Origin of the sequence: Marivirga tractuosa DSM 4126 (assembly GCF_000183425.1) — a bacterium.
Classification (GTDB): domain Bacteria; phylum Bacteroidota; class Bacteroidia; order Cytophagales; family Cyclobacteriaceae; genus Marivirga; species Marivirga tractuosa.
Genome location: NC_014759.1, coordinates 4,251,358 through 4,275,365, shown reverse-complemented (window position 1 = coordinate 4,275,365; position 24,008 = coordinate 4,251,358). Strand labels below are relative to the sequence as shown.

The 24,008-nt window shown below is 35.3% G+C and carries 23 protein-coding genes and 1 tRNA gene; 9 read left to right on the top strand and 15 right to left on the bottom strand.

The genetic code is table 11. From position 1 onward, the window contains the following. Positions 1 to 12: 12 nt before the first annotated feature. Complete coding sequence (locus FTRAC_RS18075; RefSeq protein WP_013455728.1) at positions 13 to 2,373, bottom strand: outer membrane beta-barrel family protein; 2,361 nt, start codon at positions 2,371 to 2,373, stop codon at positions 13 to 15. 181 nt (positions 2,374 to 2,554) lie between these two features. Between FTRAC_RS18075 and FTRAC_RS18070 the strand changes: the two genes are divergently transcribed. Further along, complete coding sequence (locus FTRAC_RS18070; protein ID WP_013455727.1) at positions 2,555 to 3,469, top strand: membrane protein; 915 nt, start codon at positions 2,555 to 2,557, stop codon at positions 3,467 to 3,469. Here FTRAC_RS18070 and FTRAC_RS18065 read toward each other — a convergent pair whose 3' ends face one another. The 3 genes from FTRAC_RS18065 to FTRAC_RS18055 are packed head-to-tail and all read right to left on the bottom strand — an operon-like array spanning position 3,470 to position 5,321. Beyond that, positions 3,470 to 3,886 (bottom strand): RidA family protein, encoded by a 417-nt coding sequence (locus FTRAC_RS18065; RefSeq protein WP_013455726.1) that lies wholly within the window; start codon positions 3,884 to 3,886, stop codon positions 3,470 to 3,472. It abuts the gene before it with no gap. Then, positions 3,886 to 4,446, bottom strand: coding sequence for a DinB family protein (locus tag FTRAC_RS18060; RefSeq protein ID WP_013455725.1), 561 nt, complete (start codon positions 4,444 to 4,446; stop codon positions 3,886 to 3,888). The genes FTRAC_RS18065 and FTRAC_RS18060 overlap by 1 nt, the downstream gene beginning before the upstream one ends. Before the next feature lie 50 nt (positions 4,447 to 4,496). Further along, positions 4,497 to 5,321, bottom strand: coding sequence for an alpha/beta hydrolase family protein (locus tag FTRAC_RS18055; RefSeq protein ID WP_013455724.1), 825 nt, complete (start codon positions 5,319 to 5,321; stop codon positions 4,497 to 4,499). 110 nt (positions 5,322 to 5,431) lie between these two features. On the opposite strand from FTRAC_RS18055, the gene FTRAC_RS18050 reads away from it, so the two are divergent. Further along, on the top strand, positions 5,432 to 6,124 hold the full coding sequence (locus FTRAC_RS18050) for a cyclase family protein (protein ID WP_013455723.1): 693 nt from the start codon (positions 5,432 to 5,434) through the stop codon (positions 6,122 to 6,124). Positions 6,125 to 6,160: 36 nt separating this feature from the next. Here the strand turns inward: FTRAC_RS18050 and FTRAC_RS18045 are convergent, their stop codons facing one another. Then, the gene (locus FTRAC_RS18045; RefSeq protein ID WP_013455722.1) at positions 6,161 to 7,450 is read right to left on the bottom strand and encodes an aminopeptidase P family protein; all 1,290 of its coding nucleotides are present in this window, start codon (positions 7,448 to 7,450) and stop codon (positions 6,161 to 6,163) included. A 76-nt stretch (positions 7,451 to 7,526) separates the two neighbouring features. On the opposite strand from FTRAC_RS18045, the gene FTRAC_RS18040 reads away from it, so the two are divergent. Next, positions 7,527 to 9,011, top strand: coding sequence for a S8 family serine peptidase (locus tag FTRAC_RS18040; protein ID WP_013455721.1), 1,485 nt, complete (start codon positions 7,527 to 7,529; stop codon positions 9,009 to 9,011). A 33-nt stretch (positions 9,012 to 9,044) separates the two neighbouring features. Here FTRAC_RS18040 and FTRAC_RS18035 read toward each other — a convergent pair. After that, positions 9,045 to 9,118, bottom strand: a tRNA-Arg gene (locus FTRAC_RS18035). 177 nt (positions 9,119 to 9,295) lie between these two features. On the opposite strand from FTRAC_RS18035, the gene FTRAC_RS18030 reads away from it, so the two are divergent. After that, positions 9,296 to 10,060, top strand: a complete 765-nt coding sequence (locus FTRAC_RS18030; protein ID WP_013455720.1) for an outer membrane beta-barrel protein — start codon at positions 9,296 to 9,298, stop codon at positions 10,058 to 10,060. A 119-nt stretch (positions 10,061 to 10,179) separates the two neighbouring features. Here FTRAC_RS18030 and FTRAC_RS18025 read toward each other — a convergent pair whose 3' ends face one another. The 3 genes from FTRAC_RS18025 to rpoN all read right to left on the bottom strand — a co-directional run bounded on the left by FTRAC_RS18025 (position 10,180) and on the right by rpoN (position 13,020). Beyond that, positions 10,180 to 10,959, bottom strand: a complete 780-nt coding sequence (locus FTRAC_RS18025) for an enoyl-CoA hydratase/isomerase family protein (protein WP_013455719.1) — start codon at positions 10,957 to 10,959, stop codon at positions 10,180 to 10,182. Positions 10,960 to 10,972: 13 nt separating this feature from the next. Beyond that, positions 10,973 to 11,485: a PA-phosphatase gene (locus FTRAC_RS18020; protein WP_148230111.1), complete on the bottom strand. Its 513-nt coding sequence runs from the start codon at positions 11,483 to 11,485 to the stop codon at positions 10,973 to 10,975. Positions 11,486 to 11,589: 104 nt separating this feature from the next. Then, on the bottom strand, positions 11,590 to 13,020 hold the full coding sequence (rpoN, locus tag FTRAC_RS18015) for an RNA polymerase factor sigma-54 (protein ID WP_013455717.1): 1,431 nt from the start codon (positions 13,018 to 13,020) through the stop codon (positions 11,590 to 11,592). A 228-nt stretch (positions 13,021 to 13,248) separates the two neighbouring features. On the opposite strand from rpoN, the gene asnS reads away from it, so the two are divergent. The 3 genes from asnS (at position 13,249) to FTRAC_RS18000 (ending at position 17,014) form a co-directional block, all read left to right on the top strand. Beyond that, positions 13,249 to 14,724, top strand: a complete 1,476-nt coding sequence (asnS, locus tag FTRAC_RS18010; protein WP_245545991.1) for an asparagine--tRNA ligase — start codon at positions 13,249 to 13,251, stop codon at positions 14,722 to 14,724. A gap of 80 nt (positions 14,725 to 14,804) precedes the next feature. Next, positions 14,805 to 16,031: an imidazolonepropionase gene (gene hutI, locus FTRAC_RS18005; protein WP_013455715.1), complete on the top strand. Its 1,227-nt coding sequence runs from the start codon at positions 14,805 to 14,807 to the stop codon at positions 16,029 to 16,031. Next, positions 16,022 to 17,014 carry a formimidoylglutamase gene (locus FTRAC_RS18000; protein ID WP_013455714.1) on the top strand — a complete coding sequence of 331 codons (993 nt, stop codon included), beginning with the start codon at positions 16,022 to 16,024 and terminating at the stop codon, positions 17,012 to 17,014. The genes hutI and FTRAC_RS18000 overlap by 10 nt, the downstream gene beginning before the upstream one ends. 7 nt (positions 17,015 to 17,021) lie before the next feature. Here the strand turns inward: FTRAC_RS18000 and FTRAC_RS17995 are convergent, their stop codons facing one another. From FTRAC_RS17995 to FTRAC_RS17975, 5 genes are all read right to left on the bottom strand, one after another. After that, complete coding sequence (locus FTRAC_RS17995; RefSeq protein ID WP_013455713.1) at positions 17,022 to 17,354, bottom strand: type II toxin-antitoxin system PemK/MazF family toxin; 333 nt, start codon at positions 17,352 to 17,354, stop codon at positions 17,022 to 17,024. Beyond that, entirely contained in the window at positions 17,351 to 17,593 is a 243-nt protein-coding gene (locus FTRAC_RS17990) for a hypothetical protein (protein WP_013455712.1), read from the bottom strand. The genes FTRAC_RS17995 and FTRAC_RS17990 overlap by 4 nt, the downstream gene beginning before the upstream one ends. Positions 17,594 to 17,692: 99 nt before the next feature. Further along, on the bottom strand, positions 17,693 to 18,142 hold the full coding sequence (locus tag FTRAC_RS17985; RefSeq protein WP_013455711.1) for a GNAT family N-acetyltransferase: 450 nt from the start codon (positions 18,140 to 18,142) through the stop codon (positions 17,693 to 17,695). Between the two features lie 39 nt (positions 18,143 to 18,181). Then, positions 18,182 to 19,975, bottom strand: a complete 1,794-nt coding sequence (locus FTRAC_RS17980) for a 4Fe-4S binding protein (RefSeq protein ID WP_013455710.1) — start codon at positions 19,973 to 19,975, stop codon at positions 18,182 to 18,184. A gap of 8 nt (positions 19,976 to 19,983) precedes the next feature. Further along, positions 19,984 to 21,315, bottom strand: a complete 1,332-nt coding sequence (locus tag FTRAC_RS17975) for an NAD(P)/FAD-dependent oxidoreductase (RefSeq protein ID WP_013455709.1) — start codon at positions 21,313 to 21,315, stop codon at positions 19,984 to 19,986. Between the two features lie 136 nt (positions 21,316 to 21,451). On the opposite strand from FTRAC_RS17975, the gene FTRAC_RS17970 reads away from it, so the two are divergent. Further along, entirely contained in the window at positions 21,452 to 22,177 is a 726-nt protein-coding gene (locus FTRAC_RS17970; RefSeq protein WP_013455708.1) for a DUF547 domain-containing protein, read from the top strand. A gap of 49 nt (positions 22,178 to 22,226) precedes the next feature. Here FTRAC_RS17970 and FTRAC_RS17965 read toward each other — a convergent pair whose 3' ends face one another. Beyond that, positions 22,227 to 22,739: a DUF4494 domain-containing protein gene (locus tag FTRAC_RS17965; RefSeq protein ID WP_013455707.1), complete on the bottom strand. Its 513-nt coding sequence runs from the start codon at positions 22,737 to 22,739 to the stop codon at positions 22,227 to 22,229. 86 nt (positions 22,740 to 22,825) lie between these two features. Between FTRAC_RS17965 and FTRAC_RS17960 the strand changes: the two genes are divergently transcribed. Beyond that, a complete protein-coding gene (locus FTRAC_RS17960) occupies positions 22,826 to 23,977 on the top strand; it encodes a THUMP domain-containing class I SAM-dependent RNA methyltransferase (protein WP_013455706.1) in 1,152 nt (383 codons plus the stop codon). Positions 23,978 to 24,008 lie beyond the last annotated feature (31 nt).

Sequence of the window (24,008 nt, the reverse complement as noted above, 5' to 3'; positions counted from 1 at the left end):
TTTTTGATTTTTCTAATCAGCCTTAAAATTATAAGAAGCGGTAAATAGTACTATTTGGGTTTCTCTTTTTCTCGTAAAAGTTTGCTCAAACCCAGGGCCAAAATTCTCTCCCCTAAAATTACGGGTATCAAATAAATCCCTAAAACTAGCACTTATGGTTAATTGCTTATCAAAGAAATATCTCTGCAAACTCCCGTCTATATAATACCGGGCTAAATCTCTCCCCTGAGCCTCAATTTCTGGCGCCATGTAATTTCCGGTAAATTGTAAATTAATGTCAAAAGGTAAGTTGATATCAGTTGTTACTTTAGCATACCATGAAAGGCCTCGATTTGGTTCTTCCGCACCAATATTAGTACCATCAATAACCGACTGAAATATTGAGTAGCTGGCATTTAAATTCCACCATTTTGTAATATCAGTGGTGTTAATAAATTCCAACCCATAAAAATCTCCAGTGTTTAGGTTTTGAGGTCCACGATACGAAACACCATCTTCTACCCTTACAATCCAATCCACTTGACCATTAATCCTTCTATAAAACCCATTAGTCGTTAAGGTAAAACCTCCCTTTTGAAACATATGCCCCAACTCAAAAGAATTGATATACTCAGGTTGAAGATTAGGCTCTCCTACCCTTACATTTAATGAATCAGCAAAATCTGGGAATGGATTTAACCGCCAGCCGTTTGGTCTATCAATTCTTCTAGAATAAGTAGCTTTTACAGTATTATTATCATTTACATGATACGCTAATTGCACGCTTGGAAAGAAATCTAAATATTGCTGATTATTAGATAAATCCTCTTCATCTACTAATGATGTATTTACGTTGGATAACTCATTCTCCAAAATAGTTTGCTCAGCTCTTATTCCAACAGCGTAATTGAAATTTGGAATACTATCTGAAAAAATAGCATAAAGTGCATGTATCTGATCCTGATAGACAAATCGGTTGCTTATGCTGTCATATGGATTAATTTCCCCTTGATTATCGATTAGCCCATATATGTAGTCATTATCAAACTTTCTAAATATAGATTTATATCCCGTTTCTACAAGACCACTTAAAATGGGTGTTGCATAATCTACTTGAATTACTGATGTATTTCTAAACTCATCGGTAGTGCTACCTTCGGTTCTGTCAGCATCACCTTCTGCGCTAAGAGTGTTGTTGTAAATGGCTATATTTTGATCTTCCACTTGGTCTCTGATAGATACACTAGCTAAAGCCCTGAAAAATTTATCTTTATCATCAAAATCCCTTTCATAAATTAAGGCATTATCATAAGTGTAATTCTCTTCAGTTTCAGTATTATTTCTAACATACCGAGTCAAAAACTCTTCCGTATCAAGGTTTTGTACAAACGCACTGCTAGATTGAAAATCATTTTCATCCTCAGTATTAAAAACCCCCTCAAAACTTAACTTGTTTTGCCCCCAGAAGTAATCACCTCCATAATTAATCGTATGCTCTTGATCCTCATTCCTGCTATTCTGCTCTTGTCTAAACAACTCATTGTCACCGTCAAATGAACTTATTCTTTCTGTCTCCCTACTTCCTACTCTAGGCCATTGTCTAAAGCTATAACCTCCATAAAAAGCAAATTTTGTAGTCCTTCTTGAAGCACTAACATTAGCATTGGTACGCATTCGTGTACCCATAGTAATTTCAGCTCTAGCGTTAGTCCCTAATTCTTCGCCTCGTTTAAGCTTGATGTTGATTACACCACCATCAGAGGATGCGTCATATTTGGCATTGGGATTATTAATGATTTCAACTTCTTCTATCGCACTGGCAGGTATTTGCTCTAAATCAGTAGCTAAAGCCGAATTTCTTCCATCAATCAGCACATTTGTGCTTCCACTGCCTCGCAAGGAAACGCTACCATCATCAGAAACATTTACAGAAGGTGTATTTCTTAGTATATCTAATAATGTTCCTCCTATATTAGCAATGGTTTGATCAGGTTTGATAGTCATCCCCTCCATTGTGGCCATAACAGGTGTCTTTCGCTCATTTCCTTTCACCACTACTTCTTCCATTATTTCTTCTTCTATTGAAAGACCAATTTCACCAATATCCAAACCAGATGTAGGTATTGAGACTTGCTTTTCGAAATCTTGATACCCAACAAAGGACACCACCATTCTATATTCACCCGCTTCAATAGGAATATTAAAGCTACCATCACTGGCCGTGGTGGCTCCTGTTACTGGTGAACTTGAATTTTCTTGATAGAAAGCGACTTGCGCAAAGGGAATAACCTTTCCAGAATCGGGATCTGACACTATTCCCTCCACTGTTGCATTTTGACAAAAAACAGGATTAATAAATACTAAGGATACTACTAAAATTAAGATATACTTCATTAGATTTTTCTATGTCGGTACATTAAAGTGAACTGCTTAAAAGTGTAAAAGTTTAACGGGAAGATACTTTTCTTCAGAATCTTAAAGTATTTGAAGCCACAAAAGGACTCAATAGTTAATAAGCAACCCCTTCACTTCAAACGATTTGTCTTTTTTATAGTTACTGCATGAAATGATTAATATGGCTAAAGCAATATCTAAATTCTGGGAGCAGCTTTATCAGCGTTTACTTTCAGAAAAAATGAAAGAAAGAAGCGAAAAAGTTATCATAATTATTGCTATAGCTGGTTTTTTCATTCATCTCTCCCTAATCATTTTAAACAAGCTCGATATATTTGAATCAGTAAATTCTAGCAGTCTTTTAGATAATCCGATTGCAGCTATCTATACACCATTCTCCTTTATTCTAGTGTATGAGGTCTATTTATTAGTATATTTTCTTCCCAAATCAATTACAATTTATATTGGGAAACAGTATGAAATAATTCTGCTTGTCTTAATTAGAAGACTATTTAAGGATTTAGCTCAATTAGATTTAGAAAGTAGTTGGTTCAGCAGTAAAGATGATCTCCAATTCACTTACGACATTGGAACTTCTATAATAATTTTCGCACTAATATTCATTTTCTACTATCTCAATACTAAAAGGACATCAGCTCAAAAAAAGGAGCTTTCAAAAAGAGAACAAACTCAAAGATTTATTGAAACAAAGAAAAGATTTTCCGTTCTTCTAATCCCTTTTTTATTTGGATTAGCTGTTTACAGCTTTGGAGATTATTTCTATGAAGTATTTTTTTCTGCTTCACATCGAATTGATTCAATTAAAAACACCAACAATATCTTCTTTGATGAGTTTTTTACGATTCTAATTTTAAGCGATGTATTGCTGCTCTTGATTTCCTACACTCACACATCCAGTTTTAGATCCGTAATTAGAAATTCAGGCTTTGTGATTTCTACTATTTTGATCAAAATATCCTTTAGTACAGATGGAATATTAAATGATATTCTGGTGGTTTCAGCGATCACATTTGGAGTGCTGATTCTATGGATTCATAATTTCTATGAAAAGATTGAACTTCCCAGTGATACTTAATCACAACTCAGCCACACACTTTAATTCAATTGCTATGGGCGTTGGTAAAGCATTAATTTCCACTGTAGTCCTGCAAGGCTGAATATCTTTAAAACATTCAGCATAAACCTTATTGAAAGTAGAAAAATCATCTTTCATGTTGGTGAGAAAAACCTGAACGTCAACTAACTTATCCCAGCTACTCCCACAATCTTCCAAAATCATTCTAACATTCTCAAAAACTGATTTACATTGGGTTTCTATGTCATAGCTCTTAATCTCCCCCTTTTCATCTAATTCTACTCCAGGAATCGTGTTGCTGTCTTTTTTACGTGGACCTACGCCTGATAAAAACAATAAATCTCCTACTTTACGGGCGTGCGGATATAAACCTACAGGTAAAGGTGCACGATTTGAATTTCTAATAATTTCCTCCATTAAACTACAGTTTTTGGTAATTGATTTTTCACTCTTTTTGCCTGATTTATATGACGCTTAGTATGCCGCATCATAATATACAATTGTTCGCCCACATTGAATCTTAATAATTTACTCAAGGGGCTATAAGTATGTACATGCTGATGATCATAAGCACAAGCTTTCAATGAAACACCAATGATTTCATCCTGCAATTTTAAAAATTCTTTAAGGGTTTCATGACCTTTCTCTACTTTATTTTCTTTTACTGGCTTGAAAATCTTAGGCGCAGGGACTTTCCATTTATATTTTGGATCAACTGCATATAGAAATAATTTCCCTGTGATAGAGAAATTGATAGGGTATTCTATAGTCTTAACTTCTGCTTTCTGCAACCGCTTTTCAATGTCTTTTATGTAGGTAGAATTGGCTATGATGATGTGTTGTAAACATTCAGCTATAGACCATTTATCAGGATCAGGTTTCCAAACTAACTCTTCTTCGCTTAAATATTGAAACTCATTAACAGTGGTTTCTTCTATTTCTTTTAAATCTTTGATAACATCTTTTAGCCAAATCATATGTTCTAATCGGAAATGAGTAGGAAAGGTTTGGAAAATGCCAGACTACTTTAGTTTAGGCTAATCACTTCTATAAATTCTTGCATTTGAGAAGAATACCAGCCACCAAAACCCTTGTTATCTATCTTGTGTTGAAACCCCATTAAATGTCCACCAGCAAAAAATTCTATTTCTGGTTTTATACTAAATACATCTCTATTTGTCTTAGCATCTTGAACTGTAGTGATTTTATCTTCCTTGCCAGCAAAAAGCAATAGGGGAATATCGATTACTTTCCATTTTTGGATATATTCATTTGATTCAATGGGAGAATAGGTTTCCTTTCCCTTGAGAGATTTTGTTCTCTGAATATGATCAGCAGGATTATAAACAAACGCATCATAAATCAGAAATTCTATTTTATTCTTAATCTCCTGGAAAGCATAAGTAGTGACCATCGTACCCATTGATAATCCCCATACCCCTATACCTTTATTTTTAATTTTTTTTTCAGTAAAATTCACCACTGCTTCTAAATCGGTGGCGAATTCTGTATGAAATAAATAATCGGATTTAATATCAAAATCATCACTTTTACCAAAGCCCCGATAATCAAAAGTGACGACTGTATAACCTAAATTCGCCATAATAGAAGCATGATACACGAAATAGGACATATTTCCAGCATCTGGATATACTAAAACCAGGACCTCATCTTTCTCATTATCAGGATTAGGCGCATAAATCCATGTATTCAAATCATATCCGTCTTCAGTGGTCGCAGTTAATTCTTCATATTCCCAGCCAATTGAATCGGGAGTTATAGTGTATTCCTTATCAGGATCAATGGCTAATAGGTTTAATGGAAGGAAAAGGAAGAATAGGGATTTATTCATGATTTAATTACATCTAAGTTAAAATTGATATTCATCTGGTAATAAACACTTCAATTGAAATTTATTTAAATATTTTCAAATATTTTGCACTTTAATTAATTAGTAAAGTTATGCCCGAAATCATTGACCTAAGCCAAGAAATTTATGAAGGAATGCCTGTTTTTAAAGACCTTCCTCAGGTCAAAATGAGAATCCATAATTCGCATGAAGAATGGGCTGGAATTCGAAATCGTGAAAAGCGTACACCAGCTGTTCATAAACTAGAACTTGGCGAACATACCGGTACTCATGTAGATGCCATAAACCACATGGCTCAGCAATATGAAGGGCAGTCAATTGATAAAATGCCTTTGTCTATGTTTTACACAGAAGGGATTTGCTTAGACTTTTCGCACAAAAAGCTAGCTGAACTCATAGAACCACATGAAGTTGAATTAGCTTGCAAGAAAGCTAATGTAGAAATCAAAAAAGGTGACACAGTTCTTCTGTATACTGATCATTATAGAAAGCATTTCAACAAAGCAGACTGGGGAAATGGCCCTGGTATTTCTAGTGAAACAGCTAGGTGGTTAGGAGAGCAAATGATTTCAGCTTTTGGAGTGGAAACCATGTCTCCAGGCGTTAGAAAGGTTTCCAATAAGGAAGTCCATCTTGTTTGCGGGGAATTAGGCTTCACTCATTATGAAAACATGATCAATCTGCATCAATTAATCGGTAGGGGAAGATTCCGGTTCATAGCATTTCCTTTGAAAATAAGAGGCGGAACAGGTTCTCCTGTTAGGGCTGTGGCTGTTTTTGAATAAAAAAAGCGATGATCTCTCAATCATCGCTTTGTATCATTAGCTATTCATGAGATCTTCAATCTCATCTATTTCGATCGGGATATTTCCCATCATATCATGATGACCATCTTTCGTGATGACTACGTCATTTTCTAAACGCACCCCAATCCCTTCATCTTGAATATAAATACCCGGCTCAATTGTGAAAACCATATTAGGCTCAAATTTTCGGTAAATATTACCTACATCATGAACATCCAATCCGATATGGTGAGAAGTACCGTGCATGAAATATTTTTTATAGGCAGGATTTGCTGGATCTTGATTTTTGATATCAGTCTTATCCAATAAGCCCAATCCTAACAACTCGTTTTCCATCAATTTACCCACTTCTTTGTGGTATTCTGGAATTCTGTTCCCTGGCGTTAAGATTTTATAGCATTCCTTCATCACTCTCAAGACTGCATTATAAACATCTTTTTGTCTTTGGGTATATCTTCCATTTACTGGGATAGCTCTTGTCATATCCGCATTATAATTACCATACTCAGCTCCTACGTCCATCAACAATAAATCTCCATCTTTGCAAACGTCTTTATTTTCAATATAATGAAGAACACATGCATTCCCACCTGAAGCAACGATTGGAGTGTAAGCGAACCCTTTAGAGCCTTGTCTGACAAATTCGTGCAAAACTTCTGCTTCAATCTCGTACTCTTTTAGACCTGGTTTCACGAACTTCAAAGTTCTTCTAAAAGCATCCTCTGTAATTTTACAAGCCCTTTCCATTTGCGTGATTTCTTGAGGATCTTTAATCGCTCGCAAATCATATAAAATAGGTGCCGCTTTTCTGTATTGGTGAGCAGGGTATCTCTCTTGTAACCATTTTATAAAACGCATATCACGAGTTTCCACAGGTGTAGCATTTCTGATGTGTTCATTGGTGTTGATGAAAACTTGCTCCGCTTCTGCCATTAAAGTATTGAAGACAGTCTCAAATTGCGATAACCACATGACAGTCGGGATGCCAGAAGCAGCCGTAGCTTCTTCTTTCGTATATTTATGACCTTCCCAAACGGCTATATGTTCATTGGTTTCAGTAACAAACAGAATCTCTCTCCAGCTATCATTATCAAAATCAGGGAATAGAACTAGAATACTTTCCTCTTGATCTATACCTGTTAAATAGAATAAATCACTGTTTTGCCAGAAGGTCATGGTACCATCTGCATTCATAGGCATCACATCATTGGAATTGAAAACTGCCAAAGAACGAGCCGGCATTTGCTTCATGAAATTTTTGCGGTTCTTTATATAAAGGGATGAATCTAAAGTTTTGTATCTCATAAAAATTAGTATTTATTTCAAATTAATCATTTAAGCTTCGTAAATTTCAAATTTACATTTTATTATCTCATTAGACATGTTAAAACAGCCTTTTTTCAAGACAATCTTCCTCATAACCACTTTTCACCTGCTTTCAATTGCAGTTTTAGCACAACAGAAATACTGGCTTGAATTTAATATTGACGATTTTAATACAAATAGCAGCTCAATAGAACGCTTAAAGGACAGCCTACAAAAACAATATACTGAAGATTTAGTGTTCCATTATCAGTCAAGATGGAGTCCTATAGTGAGTATCTCCACTAAAGAAAAGCATTTGAGTTCTTTGGCAGCACACGGTTTTGTAAAAAGCATAACATCATTAGAAGAATTGCAACCTCTGTCCACTGAAACTTTAACGCCAATAGAATATTCCTATGCATTGGAACAAATTAAAGCTCATTTTATTACAGATAGTATGAAATTAAGTGGCAAGGGTGTGAAAATCGGTGTGATTGATGGAGGTTTTATGGATGCAGATGCAGAGCCTTCATTAAAACACTTAATAGAGAATGAGCAGATAAAATTCTTTCAGGACTATCTTTTAAAAGGAAATGATGATCCCTTTTATGGAAAAAGAATTTCACAAGATGACCATGGAACTCAAGTATTAAGAATGATAGCTGGTTCAGATAATGGCACTTCCATTAACTATGGCATGGCCACAAAGGCAGAACTATATTTAGCAAGAACCGATCATGGCATTAGAGAAAGAAGAATTGAAGAAGACTACTGGGTAGCAGCGATTGAATTATTTCATGAAATGGGGATTAGATTAGTTAATTCCTCCTTAGGTTATACAGATGGATATGACAAAAAAACAGAAAACCACAGTAAAAAAGAAGTAAATGGAAAAAGCAGTATGATTACCAAAACTGCCCAAAAGGCAGCTGAAAAGGGAATGCTAATCGTTAGCGCTGCTGGAAATGATGGACATAATAAATGGGAGATTCTGTCATTGCCTTCAGATGCAAAAGATGTTTTGACTGTAGGAGCAGTTCGCTACGATGATTGGTCTAAAATTTATTACTCTTCTGTAGGACCCGATAAACTGGATTATGTGAAACCCGATGTAGCTTGTTTTGCTGCAAACGGAACATCATTTTCAGCTCCTGTTATTACAGGTTTAGCAGCTTGTATCTGGGAATATGATAGCACATTGAGCAATCTTGAAGTAATCAGTTTGATTAGATCAGGCAGCCATTTGACTGAAACTCCTAACAATTATATCGGTTACGGAATTCCTGACAGTAAGAAAATTATTGAGCTCCTTAAACAAGAAACACCAGCATCCAACTTAAACTCCATTTCTTCTGAAAAGGATTATATTGAAGTTGAAATCGCAGATAGAATTGAGGTAGTAGTGGTTTTTCATAAAAAAGATTCAATAAATGTAATTGAACAACAAACTATCAAAACAGAGGAAGGGCAAAGTAACTTAAGAATTGAAAAAGTTGAAAAGGCAAAGTTTTCTACTGTTGTGGCTCAAGATCAGTTGCATTTTGAAATTGAATGGAAATAAAAAAGCCCATCTAATAAATCAGACGGGCTTGCGTGACCTTGCCAGGATTCAAACCTGGAACCTCTTGAGCCGTAATCAAGTGCTCTATTCAGTTGAGCTACAAGGCCATTTGAATTTTTTTCCTACTGTTTTAAAAATGAAAACAATATGATTTCATTCACTGCGTTTGTAAATGAGTGTGCAAAGGTAAATAATTATTTCTTATAAGAAAAATGAATTATTTATTTATCCTCTGCATAAAACACTATCTTTGTCCACCGAAAGTAACATTCAAATTAATACCAATGAAAAAACTATTCGTAGTATTTATATTATTGACTACTGTAATATCCGTTCAGGCTCAGAACTTAGAAGAAAAAAACACCTTTGGTCCAAGACCAGATTTAAAAGGTGATTTAACACTATCCTTCGGTTTAAACATGCTAAGAAATAATGATGTTGAAGCCTTGGACTTGAGAACAATCGGAAATAATTCCTTCAAAATTGGTTATAGTTATCCTGTGCAAATAGGGAATTCTAATTTCAGTTTTAATGGTGGGATTAACTTTTCTTTTGACAAATACGCATTCTCAAATGACACTAGTTTGACTTTAAATTATGGATCAAATCCTAATACTGAAGGACAAGTTATCATAATTGATTCCGTTGGTAGCAATGTAATTGGTAACGGCTTTGTAGAAAAGTCAAAATTTGAAAGCAATTATATCAATATACCACTAGAAGTACGATATTACTTCAACAAAAATAGAATTGATGATGGCGGCTTTTTCTTAGCTGCAGGTGGTAGCATCGGATATTTAATTTCTGGAAAGACCAAAATTAAATACGTAGAGGATGAGGAAACTAAAAAGATAAAGCGAAAAGAGAATTTCGAATTAAATCAATTTAGATATGGTGCTCATTTAAGAGTAGGGATTGCAGGATTTGGCGCCTATTTCCAATATGATTTTTCAGAATTATTTAATCCAGGAAGAGGTCCACTTAATACAAATGATGAATTTACTCAAACTACACCGTTTAGATTTGGCTTGAGTTTTAATCTTTTCTAAGAAAATAAACTAACAGAGTTAAAAAAAAACACTTAAGAAATTTCTTAAGTGTTTTTTTTATGTCCAAGAATTTGCGATTCGTATTACTAATCTTTATTCTATAATCTTTAACCTAATCTCTACTTCCCTTTAAACTCTGGTTTTCTCTTCTCTAAAAATGCTTGCTTTCCTTCCTTATAATCTTCTGAAGTTCCAGCAATCTGCTGAGAGTATTTTTCATATTCCAGCATATCATCTAAAGAAGAAGTAGCTGCTTTATTAAGCATTTTCTTAATCATGCCAATCGATTTGGTTGGCGCTTTTGCAAAATAATCTGTGTAGGATTTTACAGCTGCGTCTAATTCCTCATCTTTCACCACTTTGTTTACAATTCCTAACTCATAAGCTTCTTGAGCCGTAATTTTAGTTCCCATTGCACATAATTCAAATGCTTTTTGATAGCCTACTAAATTCGGAAGGAAGAATGAAGAACCTGAATCAGGCACCAAGCCAATATTGATGAAAACTTCAATCATTTTAGAAGATTCTGCTGCAATAATCATATCGGCAGCCAATGCTAAGGAACAGCCTGCCCCTGCGGCAACTCCGTTTAATCTAGCAATAATCGGTTTGGGTAATTTGCGCATTGCCCTAATGATCGGATTATATCTTTTCTCTAGAGAATTATAAAACATCTTATCATCTTCATCACGAGCAGATTTTAAATCCTGACCAGAAGAAAACGCTTTCCCCTCTCCTGTTATCACTACCACTCTTACTTCAGGATCTTTACCCGCTGATTTCAAAGCATCTTGAAATTCGTAACTTATGCCATCATTAAATGCATTATAAAAATCAGGGCGATTAAAAGTGATGGTACAAACACCATCTTGAAGTTCGTATTTTAAAAATTCGTGCATTATTTATTCTTCTTTAAATGAATATCAAAATTGTGAGGAAATTTACAAAAAACCCAAGCAGGAAACCAAACCAGACTTGTCTACTATCATGAGCTGCCAATTTTAATCGGGCACTTCCAACTAATCCACAAAACAAAAAACTCACTGCAACTGCATAATAAAAATCAGAAGGCTCTGATTTTATTAATAATGCCAAATAAATCCCTGTAGCGCCTGCGATAGCTATAGCATGAGCACTAATCTTCCACCAAATGGTTATGATGGTTAAAATAACGATACTGATTGTAACAGATAACAAAATCACTGTCACCAAATTTGGAAATCGAAATTTCTCCCAAAAAAGATAGGTTGTAGCCCCATAAAAAATAGCATTAAACAAAAATGGAAAGACACGTTCTTTTCTGTCTTCCATATTCAGATTGCTAATATTTCGGGTGAATTTTAAAAGTAACATTCCCATCAAAGGAATAAGAAAAGTCGTCATGAAAACCATTGACATAAAACGCCAAGCCAAATCGCCAGACATATTTAATGTATAGGGTAAAAACAATAAAATACCTAGGAAAATGTAGCTTGGAACAAGCAAAGGTTGAAAAATTATTGATATGAAATGCGCCCAGAATTTACTCACTATAACTCTTTTCTTAATCGTGCAACAGGTATATTCAATTGCTCTCTGTATTTAGCAACTGTTCTTCGGGCAATTTTATAGCCTTTCTCCTTTAATAATTTTTCTAATTTATCGTCTGATAGTGGTTTGCTTTTATCTTCCTTATCAATAAACTCCTTTAAGGTGTTTTTGACTTCCCTAGAACTTACATCCTCTCCTGATTCTGTAGCTATTCCTTCTGAAAAGAAGAATTTCAAAGGGTAAATACCAAATTCAGTCTGCACCGATTTACTATTCGCCACCCTAGAAACTGTAGAAATATCCATATCAATTTTTTCCGCTATGTCTTTCAGGATCATAGGGCGTAATTTACTCTCATCCCCCTCCCTAAAAAATTCATATTGATATTCTAAAATAGCCTGCATCGTATTCAAAAGCGTAAATTGCCGCTGCTTGATAGCATCAATAAACCATTTGGCAGCATCCAATTTTTGTTTTACAAAACCGACCGTCTCTTTTAACTTCTTATCCTTTTTATCGCCTTTATCATAGGCTTTCAACATTTCAGAATAAGAAGGACTAACCCTTAAATCAGGTGCATTTCTTGAATTTAAGGTAATGACTTGCTCTCCATTTTGATTGGTCAAAATAAAATCAGGCATTAAAAACTGTGTCCTTACTGCTCCTGAGCCAGAGCCACCTGGTTTTGGATTTAACCTTTTGATGGTATCAATTGCATCCTTAAATAACGACTCATCTTCAATATTGAGCTTCTTCACTATTTTTTCGTAATGCTTTTTAGAAAACTCCTCAAAGCACTCATCTATAATTTGATACGCTAGTTTAACAGCTTGTGATTGATCTAACTTTCTTTCTAATTGTAATAAAAGACATTCCTCTAAATTTCTGGCAGCAATTCCTGCAGGATCAAAATCCTGAATCCTAGCCAGAACACTTTCCACCTCATCTTCATCCGTATTTACATTTTGAGAAAAAGCCAAATCATTTACTATTGCATTAATATCTCTTCGGATATAGCCATCACTTTCTATGCTTCCAATTAATTGTTTCCCGATCTTATATTGATGTTTATCCAAACCTAAAAAACCTAATTGAGTCATTAACTGGTCGTTTAAGCTTGTGCCCATAGCGATAGGCATCTCCCTTTCTTCTTCCTGGCCATTTCCATCACCTTGCATTTTATAGCCAGCTTCATCATCATGAAGATAGTCATCTATATCGAAGTCATCGGTGACTTCCTCTTCATAATCCTCTTCATAGTCCTGTTCTTCTGGCTCTTCCTTACCTTCTTCCAGAGCAGGATTTATTTCCAACTCTTCTTCAATTCTTGTATCCAACTCGGCAGTAGGCACTTGCAGTAGTTTTATAAACTGAATTTGCTGAGGAGACAGACGCTGTCCTAAAGATTGTGAGAGTACTAATTTTTGCATAAATCTAATTCACTAAAAATTGTGCCAATTTCCTAACTCAAATTTATTATAAATACGTGAGATGAGCATAAGTTTTATTCATCTTAATTTAACAGTCAAGAACCCCTTAAATTCAAATGCATTGATTTCAAGAACCCTAACTGAAATTCTATCTTATAAAAATAAACATAAACACATGAAATGTTTGATAAAAAGCCAATATTATCGAATTTTGGCGAATTAATTTCTATGAACTATAAACGCAATAATTTTATGACTGTTCCGGCAAGAGTGAAAATCAAGAAACTATTAGCAAGCGAAGCTACTGAACAACAGACAAATGTAAAAGGATGGGTAAGAACGAAGAGAGGCGGAAAACCTGTTTTTTTTATTGCGCTTAATGATGGTTCAACCATCAACAATATTCAAATCGTTGCCGATCCGGAACTTATTTCTGAAAATACAATAAAAGATATTACCACTGGTGCTGCAATTAGTGTAATCGGAAAGGTAGTAGCCTCACAAGGAGCAGGTCAATCTGTTGAAATTGTAGCGGAACAAATAGAGATCTTAGGAAAAGCAGACCCTGAAAAATACCCATTACAGCCTAAAAAGCACTCCATGGAATTCATGAGGGAAAAAGCACACCTCAGAATGCGAAGCAGCACCTTTAGCGCAGTATTTAGGATTCGTCATTCCTTGGCTTTTGCAATCCACCAATTTTTCCATGAAAAGGGATTCTATAATCTTCATACACCAATTATCACTGCAAATGATGCAGAAGGTGCAGGGGAAACTTTCCATGTCACCAATTTCGATCTGGATAAAATCCCCATGACGGATGAAGGAAAAGTTGATTACAAGCAAGATTTCTTTGGCAAAGAGACCAATTTAACGGTTTCTGGTCAGTTAGAAGGCGAATTGAGTGCAATGGCCTTAGGTGAAATTTATACGTTCGGACCAACCTTCAGAGCTGAAAATTCTAACACAACCCGCCACCTAGCTGAATTCTGGATGGTAGAGCCTGAAATGGCATTCTACGATTTGAATGACAATATGAACTTAGCAGAAGAAATGCTGAAGTATGTAGTAAAATATGCATTAGAAAACTGCAAAGAAGATTTGGATTTCTTAGCCAAAAGAGCTGATGATGAGGACAAACAAAAACCTCAAAATGAGCGTCAGGAACTGGGCTTATTGGAAAGATTACAGTTCATTTTGGAAAATGACTTTGAGAAAGTAAGCTATACCGATGCAATCGAAATACTAAGAAACAGTAAGCCCAATAAAAAGAAGAAATTCAACTACATAATCGAAGGCTGGGGAGCAGATTTGCAATCAGAACACGAAAGGTTCTTGGTTGAAAAGCACTTTAAAAAGCCTGTGATATTATTTGATTATCCTAAAGATATTAAAGCATTTTACATGCGTCAGAATGATGATGACAAAACGGTTGGCGCCATGGATATTTTATTCCCTGGCATAGGTGAGATTGTAGGAGGTTCTCAAAGAGAGGAAAGACTTGACAAACTTACCCAAAGAATGAAAGAAATGGATATCCCTGAGGATGAATTATGGTGGTATTTGGATACCCGAAAATTTGGTACCGCCCCACATAGTGGTTTCGGCTTAGGCTTTGAAAGATTGATGCTTTTCGTGACCGGTATGGGGAATATTAGAGATGTGATTCCGTTTCCTAGGACACCGGATAATGCAGAGTTTTAGAATTATTGACAGAGGCTTATTTATTCAATAAGCCTCTTTTCTTTTTATTACTTTTTTATAGAACTAAGAACTATTTTTCAATGATTATTACGAACATTAAATCGCTATACGGTATAAGAGAGAAAACAGAATTACTGAGAGGCAACAACTTAGGGAAATTTCCTGCTATAGAAAATGCTTTTCTTGAAATACAAGACGGTAAGATTCTGAAATACGGTAAAATGGAAGAATTAAATACTAACCAACATCAAGAAGTATTCGATGCCAAAGGAAAATCCATTCTACCAGCTTTTTGTGATTCTCATACACATATTGTTTTTGCTGGTAGCCGTGAGGATGAATTTGTTCACAAAATAAAAGGCCTAAGCTATGCTGAAATTGCAGCTAAAGGTGGCGGTATTTTGAATTCAGCTAAGAGATTAGCTAAGACTTCCGAAGATGAGCTATTTGAACAAGCCATGGTTCGTGTAAATGAAGTGATGCAGCTTGGAACAGGTGCTTTGGAAATTAAAAGTGGTTATGGCTTAAGCTTGGAAGCTGAGCTTAAAATGCTTCGGGTAATCACGAGAATAAAAGAAACAGTCAATATTCCTGTTAAATCTACTTTTTTAGGTGCACACGCTTTTCCAGAGCCCTATAAAGAAAATAAAGAAGCTTATATAAAGCTGATCATTGATGAAATGTTGCCCGCTATAGCAGATGAAAAATTAGCAGATTATATAGATGTATTTTGTGAAACAGGCTTTTTTGATGAAAAATTAAGCGAGCAAGTGCTTAATGCCGGAGCTAAATATGGTTTGAGAGCAAAAATTCATGCCAATCAATTGAATAATAGCGGTGGAGTGCAATTGGGAATTAAAACTAATGCATTGTCAGTTGATCACTTGGAAACCTTAGGCGAAGAAGAAATTAAGTTACTAGGTGAGAATGAAATCATTTCAACTTTACTTCCTTCTGCTGCATTTTTCTTAAGAATGGGCTTCCCTCCTGCTCGAGAATTAATTGATGCAGGTGCAGCTATTGCATTAGCAACCGACTACAATCCAGGCTCCTCTCCTAGCGGAAACATTCCATTACTAATTTCTTTGGCCTGTATCCAAATGAAAATAACACCTGAAGAAGCTTTTAACGCGGCTACTTTAAATGGTGCTTTTGCCATGGAAGTGGAAAATGAAGTGGGTTCCATTACTAAAGGAAAAAGAGCTAACTTGATTCTTACGAAGGACATTCCTTCCTTAGCCTATATGCCTTATGCATTTGGCTCTCAGAATATCGAAAAAGTTATGATAAAAGGAGAATGGATATAAATCACTTTCATTTTTTTGAGGAACTAGATTTAAATAGCTACCAGAAGCTAAGAGAGGGAGAAATTAAAATTGGTCAGAAAATCAGTTATGGTGCTGATTTTAGAAATTCTACAGCAAAATTTATCCTTTTAGGAATAGAAGAATCTTTAGGTGTGAAAGGAAATTTGGGTATAAGTGGTACACACACTGCTTGGGATGCCTTTTTAAAGGTTTTCCTCAATATTCAGCATACCCACAAATTAAATGGAGATAGTATTCACCTTTTGGGAAATTTTAATTTTCAGCAAATGGCTGATAATGCTAAATCTGTTGAAGATTTTAGGGACATAGTTCCTGTTATTGATGATGCAGTTTTTCCCCTTATTCAAGAAATCTCAGCAGCTGGAAAAATTCCAATTGTTATAGGAGGTAGTCATGCAAATGCTTTCCCAATTATTAAAGGGGTTAGCTTAGCAAAGAATAATGCCATAAATGTGATGAATTTAGATGCTCATGCTGATTTTAGAGCCCTAGAAGGACGGCACAGTGGTAATCCATTCAGCACTGCAAAAGCTGAAGAATTTATGGCAGACTACAGCATATTAGGCTTACACGAAAATTATAACAGCCAAAATATGCTGGATGAAATGGCAAAACATAAAGGTATCCGCTATTACTTCTGGGAAGATATTTATTTAAGGAAAAAGATCACTTTTGAAGATGCCCTAAATGATTTCATACAACTCAACCAAAATAAAAACTGCGGAATTGAATTGGACATGGATAGCGTAGAAGGAGTCTTGAGTTCTGCAATGACGCCCTCTGGTTTCACCACCACAGAAGCCAGATATTACTCCTACCAAATTGGTCATAATTTACATCCGTCTTATTTCCATATCTGTGAAGCAGCTACCAAATTGGAAATAGGTTTAAAAAATACTACTAGTGGAAAATTACTATCTTATTTGGTGAGTGATTTTATTAAAGGTGTAACAGAAAGGTAGACTTAAGTTAGTATTTCAAAATATCTCCTAAAGTCTTCTTCATTTGTTCCATGCATTCTGGAAAAACCTCCCCTAGTTTATTGACAAATCGGTCTTTTGAGATAGAGCGGATATGAAATACCAAAACCTCTGACTTTTCCTTTAATCCATTTTTAATGTCAGGTTCTAAAACCGGATTTCCTTTATAGCCTTTAACTTTTGTCGTGAGGGGACAAACAATTATTGTCCGTAAAAATTCATTAGCCAAATTCCCACTTAAAATGACAACAGGCCGAAATCCTGCTTGCTCACTTCCTTTCACAGGATTTAAGTTCACATTCCAAATTTCAGCCTGCTTCATGCTTCATCAGTATCTTTAAGTTGCTTCCAGTAATCTTGCATACCTTCTTCTGCAACCATCATGACATCTAAGTCATCTCCTGCCATTTTGTAGGATTTGGCATATTCTGCCTTTTCTATATTTTCTAAATAGACAGTTAAGGCTTTTTCTATCAATTTATTCTTAGGCATATTGAGTTCATTAGCCTTTTTGGCCAATAAATCAACAACATGTTTAGGAAGTGTTGTTGTTATATTCATGGCTATTTTATATTTATATATCACAAATATAATACAAAATTATAGAATTAAAAATTCAATAAATTTGATTTCGCAATGAACATTAACCAATATGATGACTTATGTAAATTTATAACTAAAATGCACTGCCTCTAATTCTTCTGCAGGTTTGGTTGACCTATAAAAATCAATTGCATAATCATCATCTTTCTCGGCTTGTACAAAGACCTCTTCAAATCCACTTTGTTTGCAATATTCGTTAGCAAAAGCGATCAATTTACTACCTATCCCTTTCCTTTGATAACTTGTTGATACAGCCAAGTCATAAATATGAGCAATGGGTTTTTCTGAATAATATTGATCCAGCACATATACCGTTAATCCAGCAATGACTTTTTCTTTACTTTTTGCGACCACAGCAAGAAAATGTTCATTATTTAAAAGCTTTTGTAGATGAGTTTGACTTGGGACTACAAACTTTTCCATTTCAAAAACATCCTCAAATACTGAAATAAGTGCCAATAAATCATCTATTCGATTGGCTTGTATGATTTGTATCTCAGTTTCCATATCAAATCACTCTTAATATATAATAAAGCCTTATTACTCTTAACTCTGAACTCCAAAACTATCATTCCCAATTAATGAAGGCTGATTAAATCTTCCATCTTCATCTCTGTTCTCAAGGTTTAATACACCTCTTGGACACACTGAAGAGCAAACTCCACATCCCACACATGAAGAACGGATAATATTCTGTCCTCTTTGAGCATACCAACGGACATCTATCCCCATTTCACAATAAGTAGAGCAATTCCCACAAGAGATACATTGGCCCCCATTTGTAGTAATTCTAAACCTGGATTTAAAACGCTGAACTAATCCTAAATATGCTGCTAAGGGACAACCAAATCGACACCAAACCCTGTTACCCATAAAAGGATAAAAACCGGTACCTATCACACCAGAAAAAATAGATCCAATTCCAAAACCGTAAACCGCCCGGATACTGTAAGTATTCATACCCAAAAGTTGAGAGCTACCAGTAAAGTAAGTGTATAGCACAGCCGCTGTCATGACTACTGCAAAAACCAATACTCCATGAATTAGCCATCTTTCTATCTTCCATGCTCCTAAAGATTTATCTGATAATTGTCTGTAAGGATCCCCTAAAGTTTCAGCCAATCCTCCACAACCACATACCCAACTGCAGTACCATCGTTTACCATACAAATAGGTGAAGATTGGAACCCCCAATGTAAATAAGGCTATTCCCCAACCCAACATAAACAAGCCAATCGTACCTGCTTCAACCATTTCGTTTAATCGATAATCGAAAAAGAAGCTGTAATCAAGTGGCCACATATTTTTTAAATCCATATACGGTTGATTGAGCCGAACCAAAATTTCAGGAATTACAAAAGCAAAAGCCAATTGGAAGAACATAACGGAGACTGTACGAACCATTTGATAAGGGCTATGTCTATACTTAATGATCATCCTAATACCCATGACCAAAATGGCTAAAGTATAAAGGAACCCATACATAAACCATTGACTTGCAGGATTCCCACTTAGCATTTTACTAAGCGGATCTACCATCACTATCCAAGAAGTCATATATTCTGGAAACCAGTAAAGGAATACATAAAAGCTGATCAGGAATGTACCTAAAAGAATACCAATCCAACCTCTATTTTTTAAGGCGCTGTGAAATATGCCATCATTTTTGATTCCAGCATGTTGTGTCTTTAATCTTGGCAGCAAATACATGATGGCACCAATAATAGGAATCCCAATAGCTAATAATAACCATAACCATGGGTTCTGTGCTACAGGTCCAACTTCAGATTTTTTTGCAATAGTAAACGCCTTATTATTAATATTATCCTGACTAAAGCCTTTCTGCGAAATAATCGAATTATTGACATCTGAAATAACTTTTTCCAATTGTGCGGCTAATTCTTCGGAAGATTCATATTCCCTGCCTTCCATCCAGCCAGTGTAATCTGTTAATTGTTTGATTTGCCATTTGCCCACTTCTCCCTCGGGAGAACCTATCCCTTTTTCTATTGCAGATTGCTGAAATGAATTGCCTTCAGTTGAATTGGCAATTTTCCTAGCAACATAAGTACTAATTTCAAATTTTGATTTGATCTCTTCATTGGCTTGACTTAAAATTGATTTAAAATCACTGACAAAGGAAAATTGATCATCATATTGAATTCCATAAATATTCTGGGCATATTTATCAACTACGGAAAAAGACTGATCGCCTACAGACTGTTTTAGATCGCTTTTGTCCAGCCGATACTGTCCCAAGAAAAACAAAGAGAGATAGGTTATAAAACCAATAGTAAAAACTATCAACCCTATTTTATGCACTAATTTTAAGCTTTTCATATATCTTTTTAAAATATTCCTAACACCTTTTTTCTACCTACTTTTACCTCGTCATTCGGATATCTTTCATTATACATCCCCACCAACTCATCTTCATATCTCTTAAAAAATTCAGGATCAAAATTAGCTTCCTTTAAATTTTGAAACACTTTTTTCATTGGCCATTTGTCCCGAATCATTTTGTCACAAACTTCATGGCGATATCTCACTCCCATCAAGTTTACGCCTTTTAACGTCTTATCATTTCTGTGAAACACTAATCTTATCGACTTTTCCCCATTTTCATGTTCCCAGTAGAAATGCTCTTCTGTTTCTTCATCAGGTTGATTAGACACCTGTCCATAAGTTTGATATTCGATATCCAAAAACTTAGCTGAATTAAACCAAACACCTGGTTTATAAGCTGTCTTAGTACCACAAATGGTTTGAGCAAGTGTTTCTCCATGCATTCTCCCTGTATACCAGACTTGCTCAATGGGTCTTCTATCTTCTGCCGGAGCTTCATGAAATTCTGCACAGTCGCCAATTGCATATACATCAGACTGATTAGTCTCAAAATATTCGTTAACCATTATGCCTCTACTGGTTTCCAATTCCGTATTTTTCAAGAAGTCAATATTTGGAGAAACCCCCACGGTTAGCCCAACAAACTGTGCATCCAATTTTCCACCTTCCTTCAATTTCACTCCTTTTGCCCTACCATTACCGTCATCCATTATTTCAGTAATTTCAGATTCTAACATCAAATTAAATCCATGCTTTCGGATGTGTCGATTGATCATTTCTGATTCTTCGGGAGGCAATACATTATTCCAAAAGCTACTTTCACGAACTACAAATGTGACATCAATATCACGTGTATGAAACATTTCGCCCATTTCAATTCCAATCAATCCACCTCCCACAATAACAGCATGCTGAGTGGTTGGGGAGTACTTTTCCATCCCTTCTAAATCTTGATAACTGTAGAGTCCTTGTACTGCTTCTAAATCTTGGCCTGGCCAACCAAACTTATTGGATTTTGAACCAACAGCTAAAACCAAGACATCATAATTGATATTTTGAGATGCTTTCAGGCTTAACTCCTTGTTTTTAAAATCAATTCGATCAACAAAATCATAGACCAAATTAATTCTATTTTTCTCCCAAAAGAAATCTTCGTAGGGCTTGGTACTTTCATATTTCATATGGCCCATATAGATATACATAAGTGCCGTCCGAGAAAAGAAATGTTCGGTTTCAGCTGATATAATCGTGATATTATCTTCGCTATGTTTGCGGATATGCCTTGCGGTAGTTACTCCTGAAATGCCATTTCCAATGATGACGATATTCCTCATAAGGCTTGTTTAGTGGTTTAATGAATACTACATTCAATATTAGTAGTAATAAAACTAATCAATTGTCAAGCCGAAGACAATAAAAAACAATCCAAAATTAAATTATCTGCGTTTGTAAAAAATAAATTAAAGAACTATGAAAAACTTAAGATTAACCATCGTAATTATTTTACTATCTAGTCTAAGCTTGATGGCTTACAAACAAGAGATTAAAAAGTTCAACCAAGAAGCTGACATATTCTTAAAGAAATATGTTCAAGATGGAAAAGTCGACTATAAAAGACTGAAAGATAATTTTCAAGAAGTTGACAAGCTTTATCAATCTTTAGCTTCAGTTAACATTGACGAATTAAGCGACAAGGAAATAAAAGCTTTATATATCAATGCTTACAATATTATTGTAATCAGACAAATAACAGAGTACTACCCACTTAAATCAGCTTTAGATAAAAATGGGTTTTTTGACAAAGTGAAGCATAATGTTGGAGGCGAAATGCTCACCTTAGATCAAATCGAGAAGGGAAAAGTGATCATACCTTTCAGAGATCCTCGAGTACATTTTGCATTTTCTTGCGCTGCAATTGGCTGTCCCGAGTTGGCAGATTTTGCATTTACCGCAGATAAATTAGATACTCAGCTTGACGAAAGAACAAGTAATGCCATCAACAATCCTGATTTTATTAAAGTCAAATCAGCTGAAAATCTAGTAGAATTATCAATGATTTTTAAGTGGTATGAAAAGGATTTTAAGATGAAAGCAGATGACGTAATGACTTATATTAACCAATACAGAGAAAACAAAATCCCATCAGGATACAATATAGACCACTATGCTTACGATTGGAGCTTAAATATTCAATAATAGGTAGGAAAGCTTTTCCAAAGTTGTATCGCTTTGGAAAAGCTTTTACTTAATCATTTTCTTCTTCAGAAACTTCTTCTGTTGGATTCACTGCTTCAGAGACTTCCTCTTGCAATTCCGAAGAATCTGGCGATATATTTCCTGAGTAATTAAACACTTCAAGTATTGAACTTTCAATTACTTCCGGTACCTGAAAGGAAACCAGCATATTATTCAAGCTAAGATAAATTCTATCATAGGCTTCCTTTACGTTTTTAGCAGTCACTATCATTTGATTGGTGATTTTCTTTTCTTTACCGCTTTCTTCGGCTACATAATACACCACCTTACATTTATGCCAGATGTCAGCATCTTCATAATGGAAAACATCCACTATTTTACTTTTGCTGATCCCTGTAATCATAAATTCCCCTCTAACGCGTTCACCCATTTCTTCATAAATGCGTGTTTCCGCTTCCGTAAAAGAAACGGCATCAACCAAATAAGGCTCTGTAACGGATTTCAACCTTCCGTTTTCATCTTCTTTTTGGTATTTAACTTTGCACAAAAACCACTGCTTCATAATCTTATTTTTCAAATTGGATTGCGAATATAAAGGAAATCAAAATCGAATGGAAATGGCTCATGAATTTGTTTTAACTTTGCCCAATGGAAAAAAGTAAAATCGTTCTCCCCTGCCCCCCTTACATCGCCCCTGTATTAAGACAGGAAATTGAAAACCTTGGATACAAAGTGACTCACGAAGGTCCTTTGGATGTTGCTTTGGAAGGGACAAAAGAAGATTGCATGCATTTAAATCTTCATTTACGCACTGCTAACAAAGTTCTATTCCTCATAAAATCATTCAGAGCTGATAATCCTGATAAATTATACCAACAGCTTTATCAAGTCAAATGGGAAGATTACCTAAATGAAAACAGTTACCTATGCATTACTTCTTATGTAAACAATGAGAAGATTTTAAATACACAATTTGCCAACGTAAGAGCTAAAGATGCAATAGTAGATCGCTTAAAAGACAAAACTGGAACAAGACCAGATTCTGGCCCTTTAAGAGACCAAATGGTGGTCTTTTTGCACTGGATGGAAGACCAAGCATCCATCTATCTAGATACTTCTGGGGAGACTATTTCCAAGCATGGCTACAGAAAAATCCCGGGAAAAGCACCAATGAACGAATCATTAGCAGCTGCTACTATTTTATCTTCAAACTGGAAAACTGATCAAGTATTTATCAACCCAATGTGCGGATCAGGAACTTTAGCCATTGAAGCGGCCTGTATTGCAGCAAATAAAGCGCCAGGGCTTAATAGAGATAAATTCGGTTTCCACTACCTCAAAGGATTTGACTTGACGGCTTGGGAGAAATTGAAAGCAGAGGCCATTCAAAAAGAAAAAGCCATTGAATGTAAAATTATTGCTGGAGACAACAGCAGAATGGCAATCCAAGCAGCCAAACAAAACGCAGAAGAAGCAGGTGTTGCCGATGCTATAACATTTGAGAAAAAAGACTTCAGAGACAGCACAATCCCTGAAGGAGAAGGCGTGGTTTTTCTAAACCCTGAATACGGAGAAAGATTAGGTGAAGAACAGGAATTAGGAAATGTGTATGCTCAAATAGGTGATTTTTTCAAAAGGGATTGTAAGGGAAAAACGGGTTATATTTTTACAGGAAATATGAATCTCGCTAAGAAAATTGGCTTAAGGACTAAAAGGAGAATACCCTTCATGAATGCAAAAATTGAATGTAGGCTTTTGGAATATGAGCTATATGCCGGAACCAAAAAAGATAAAGGCTAAGGATTTTTTTCACAATTGACCACCATTAGCT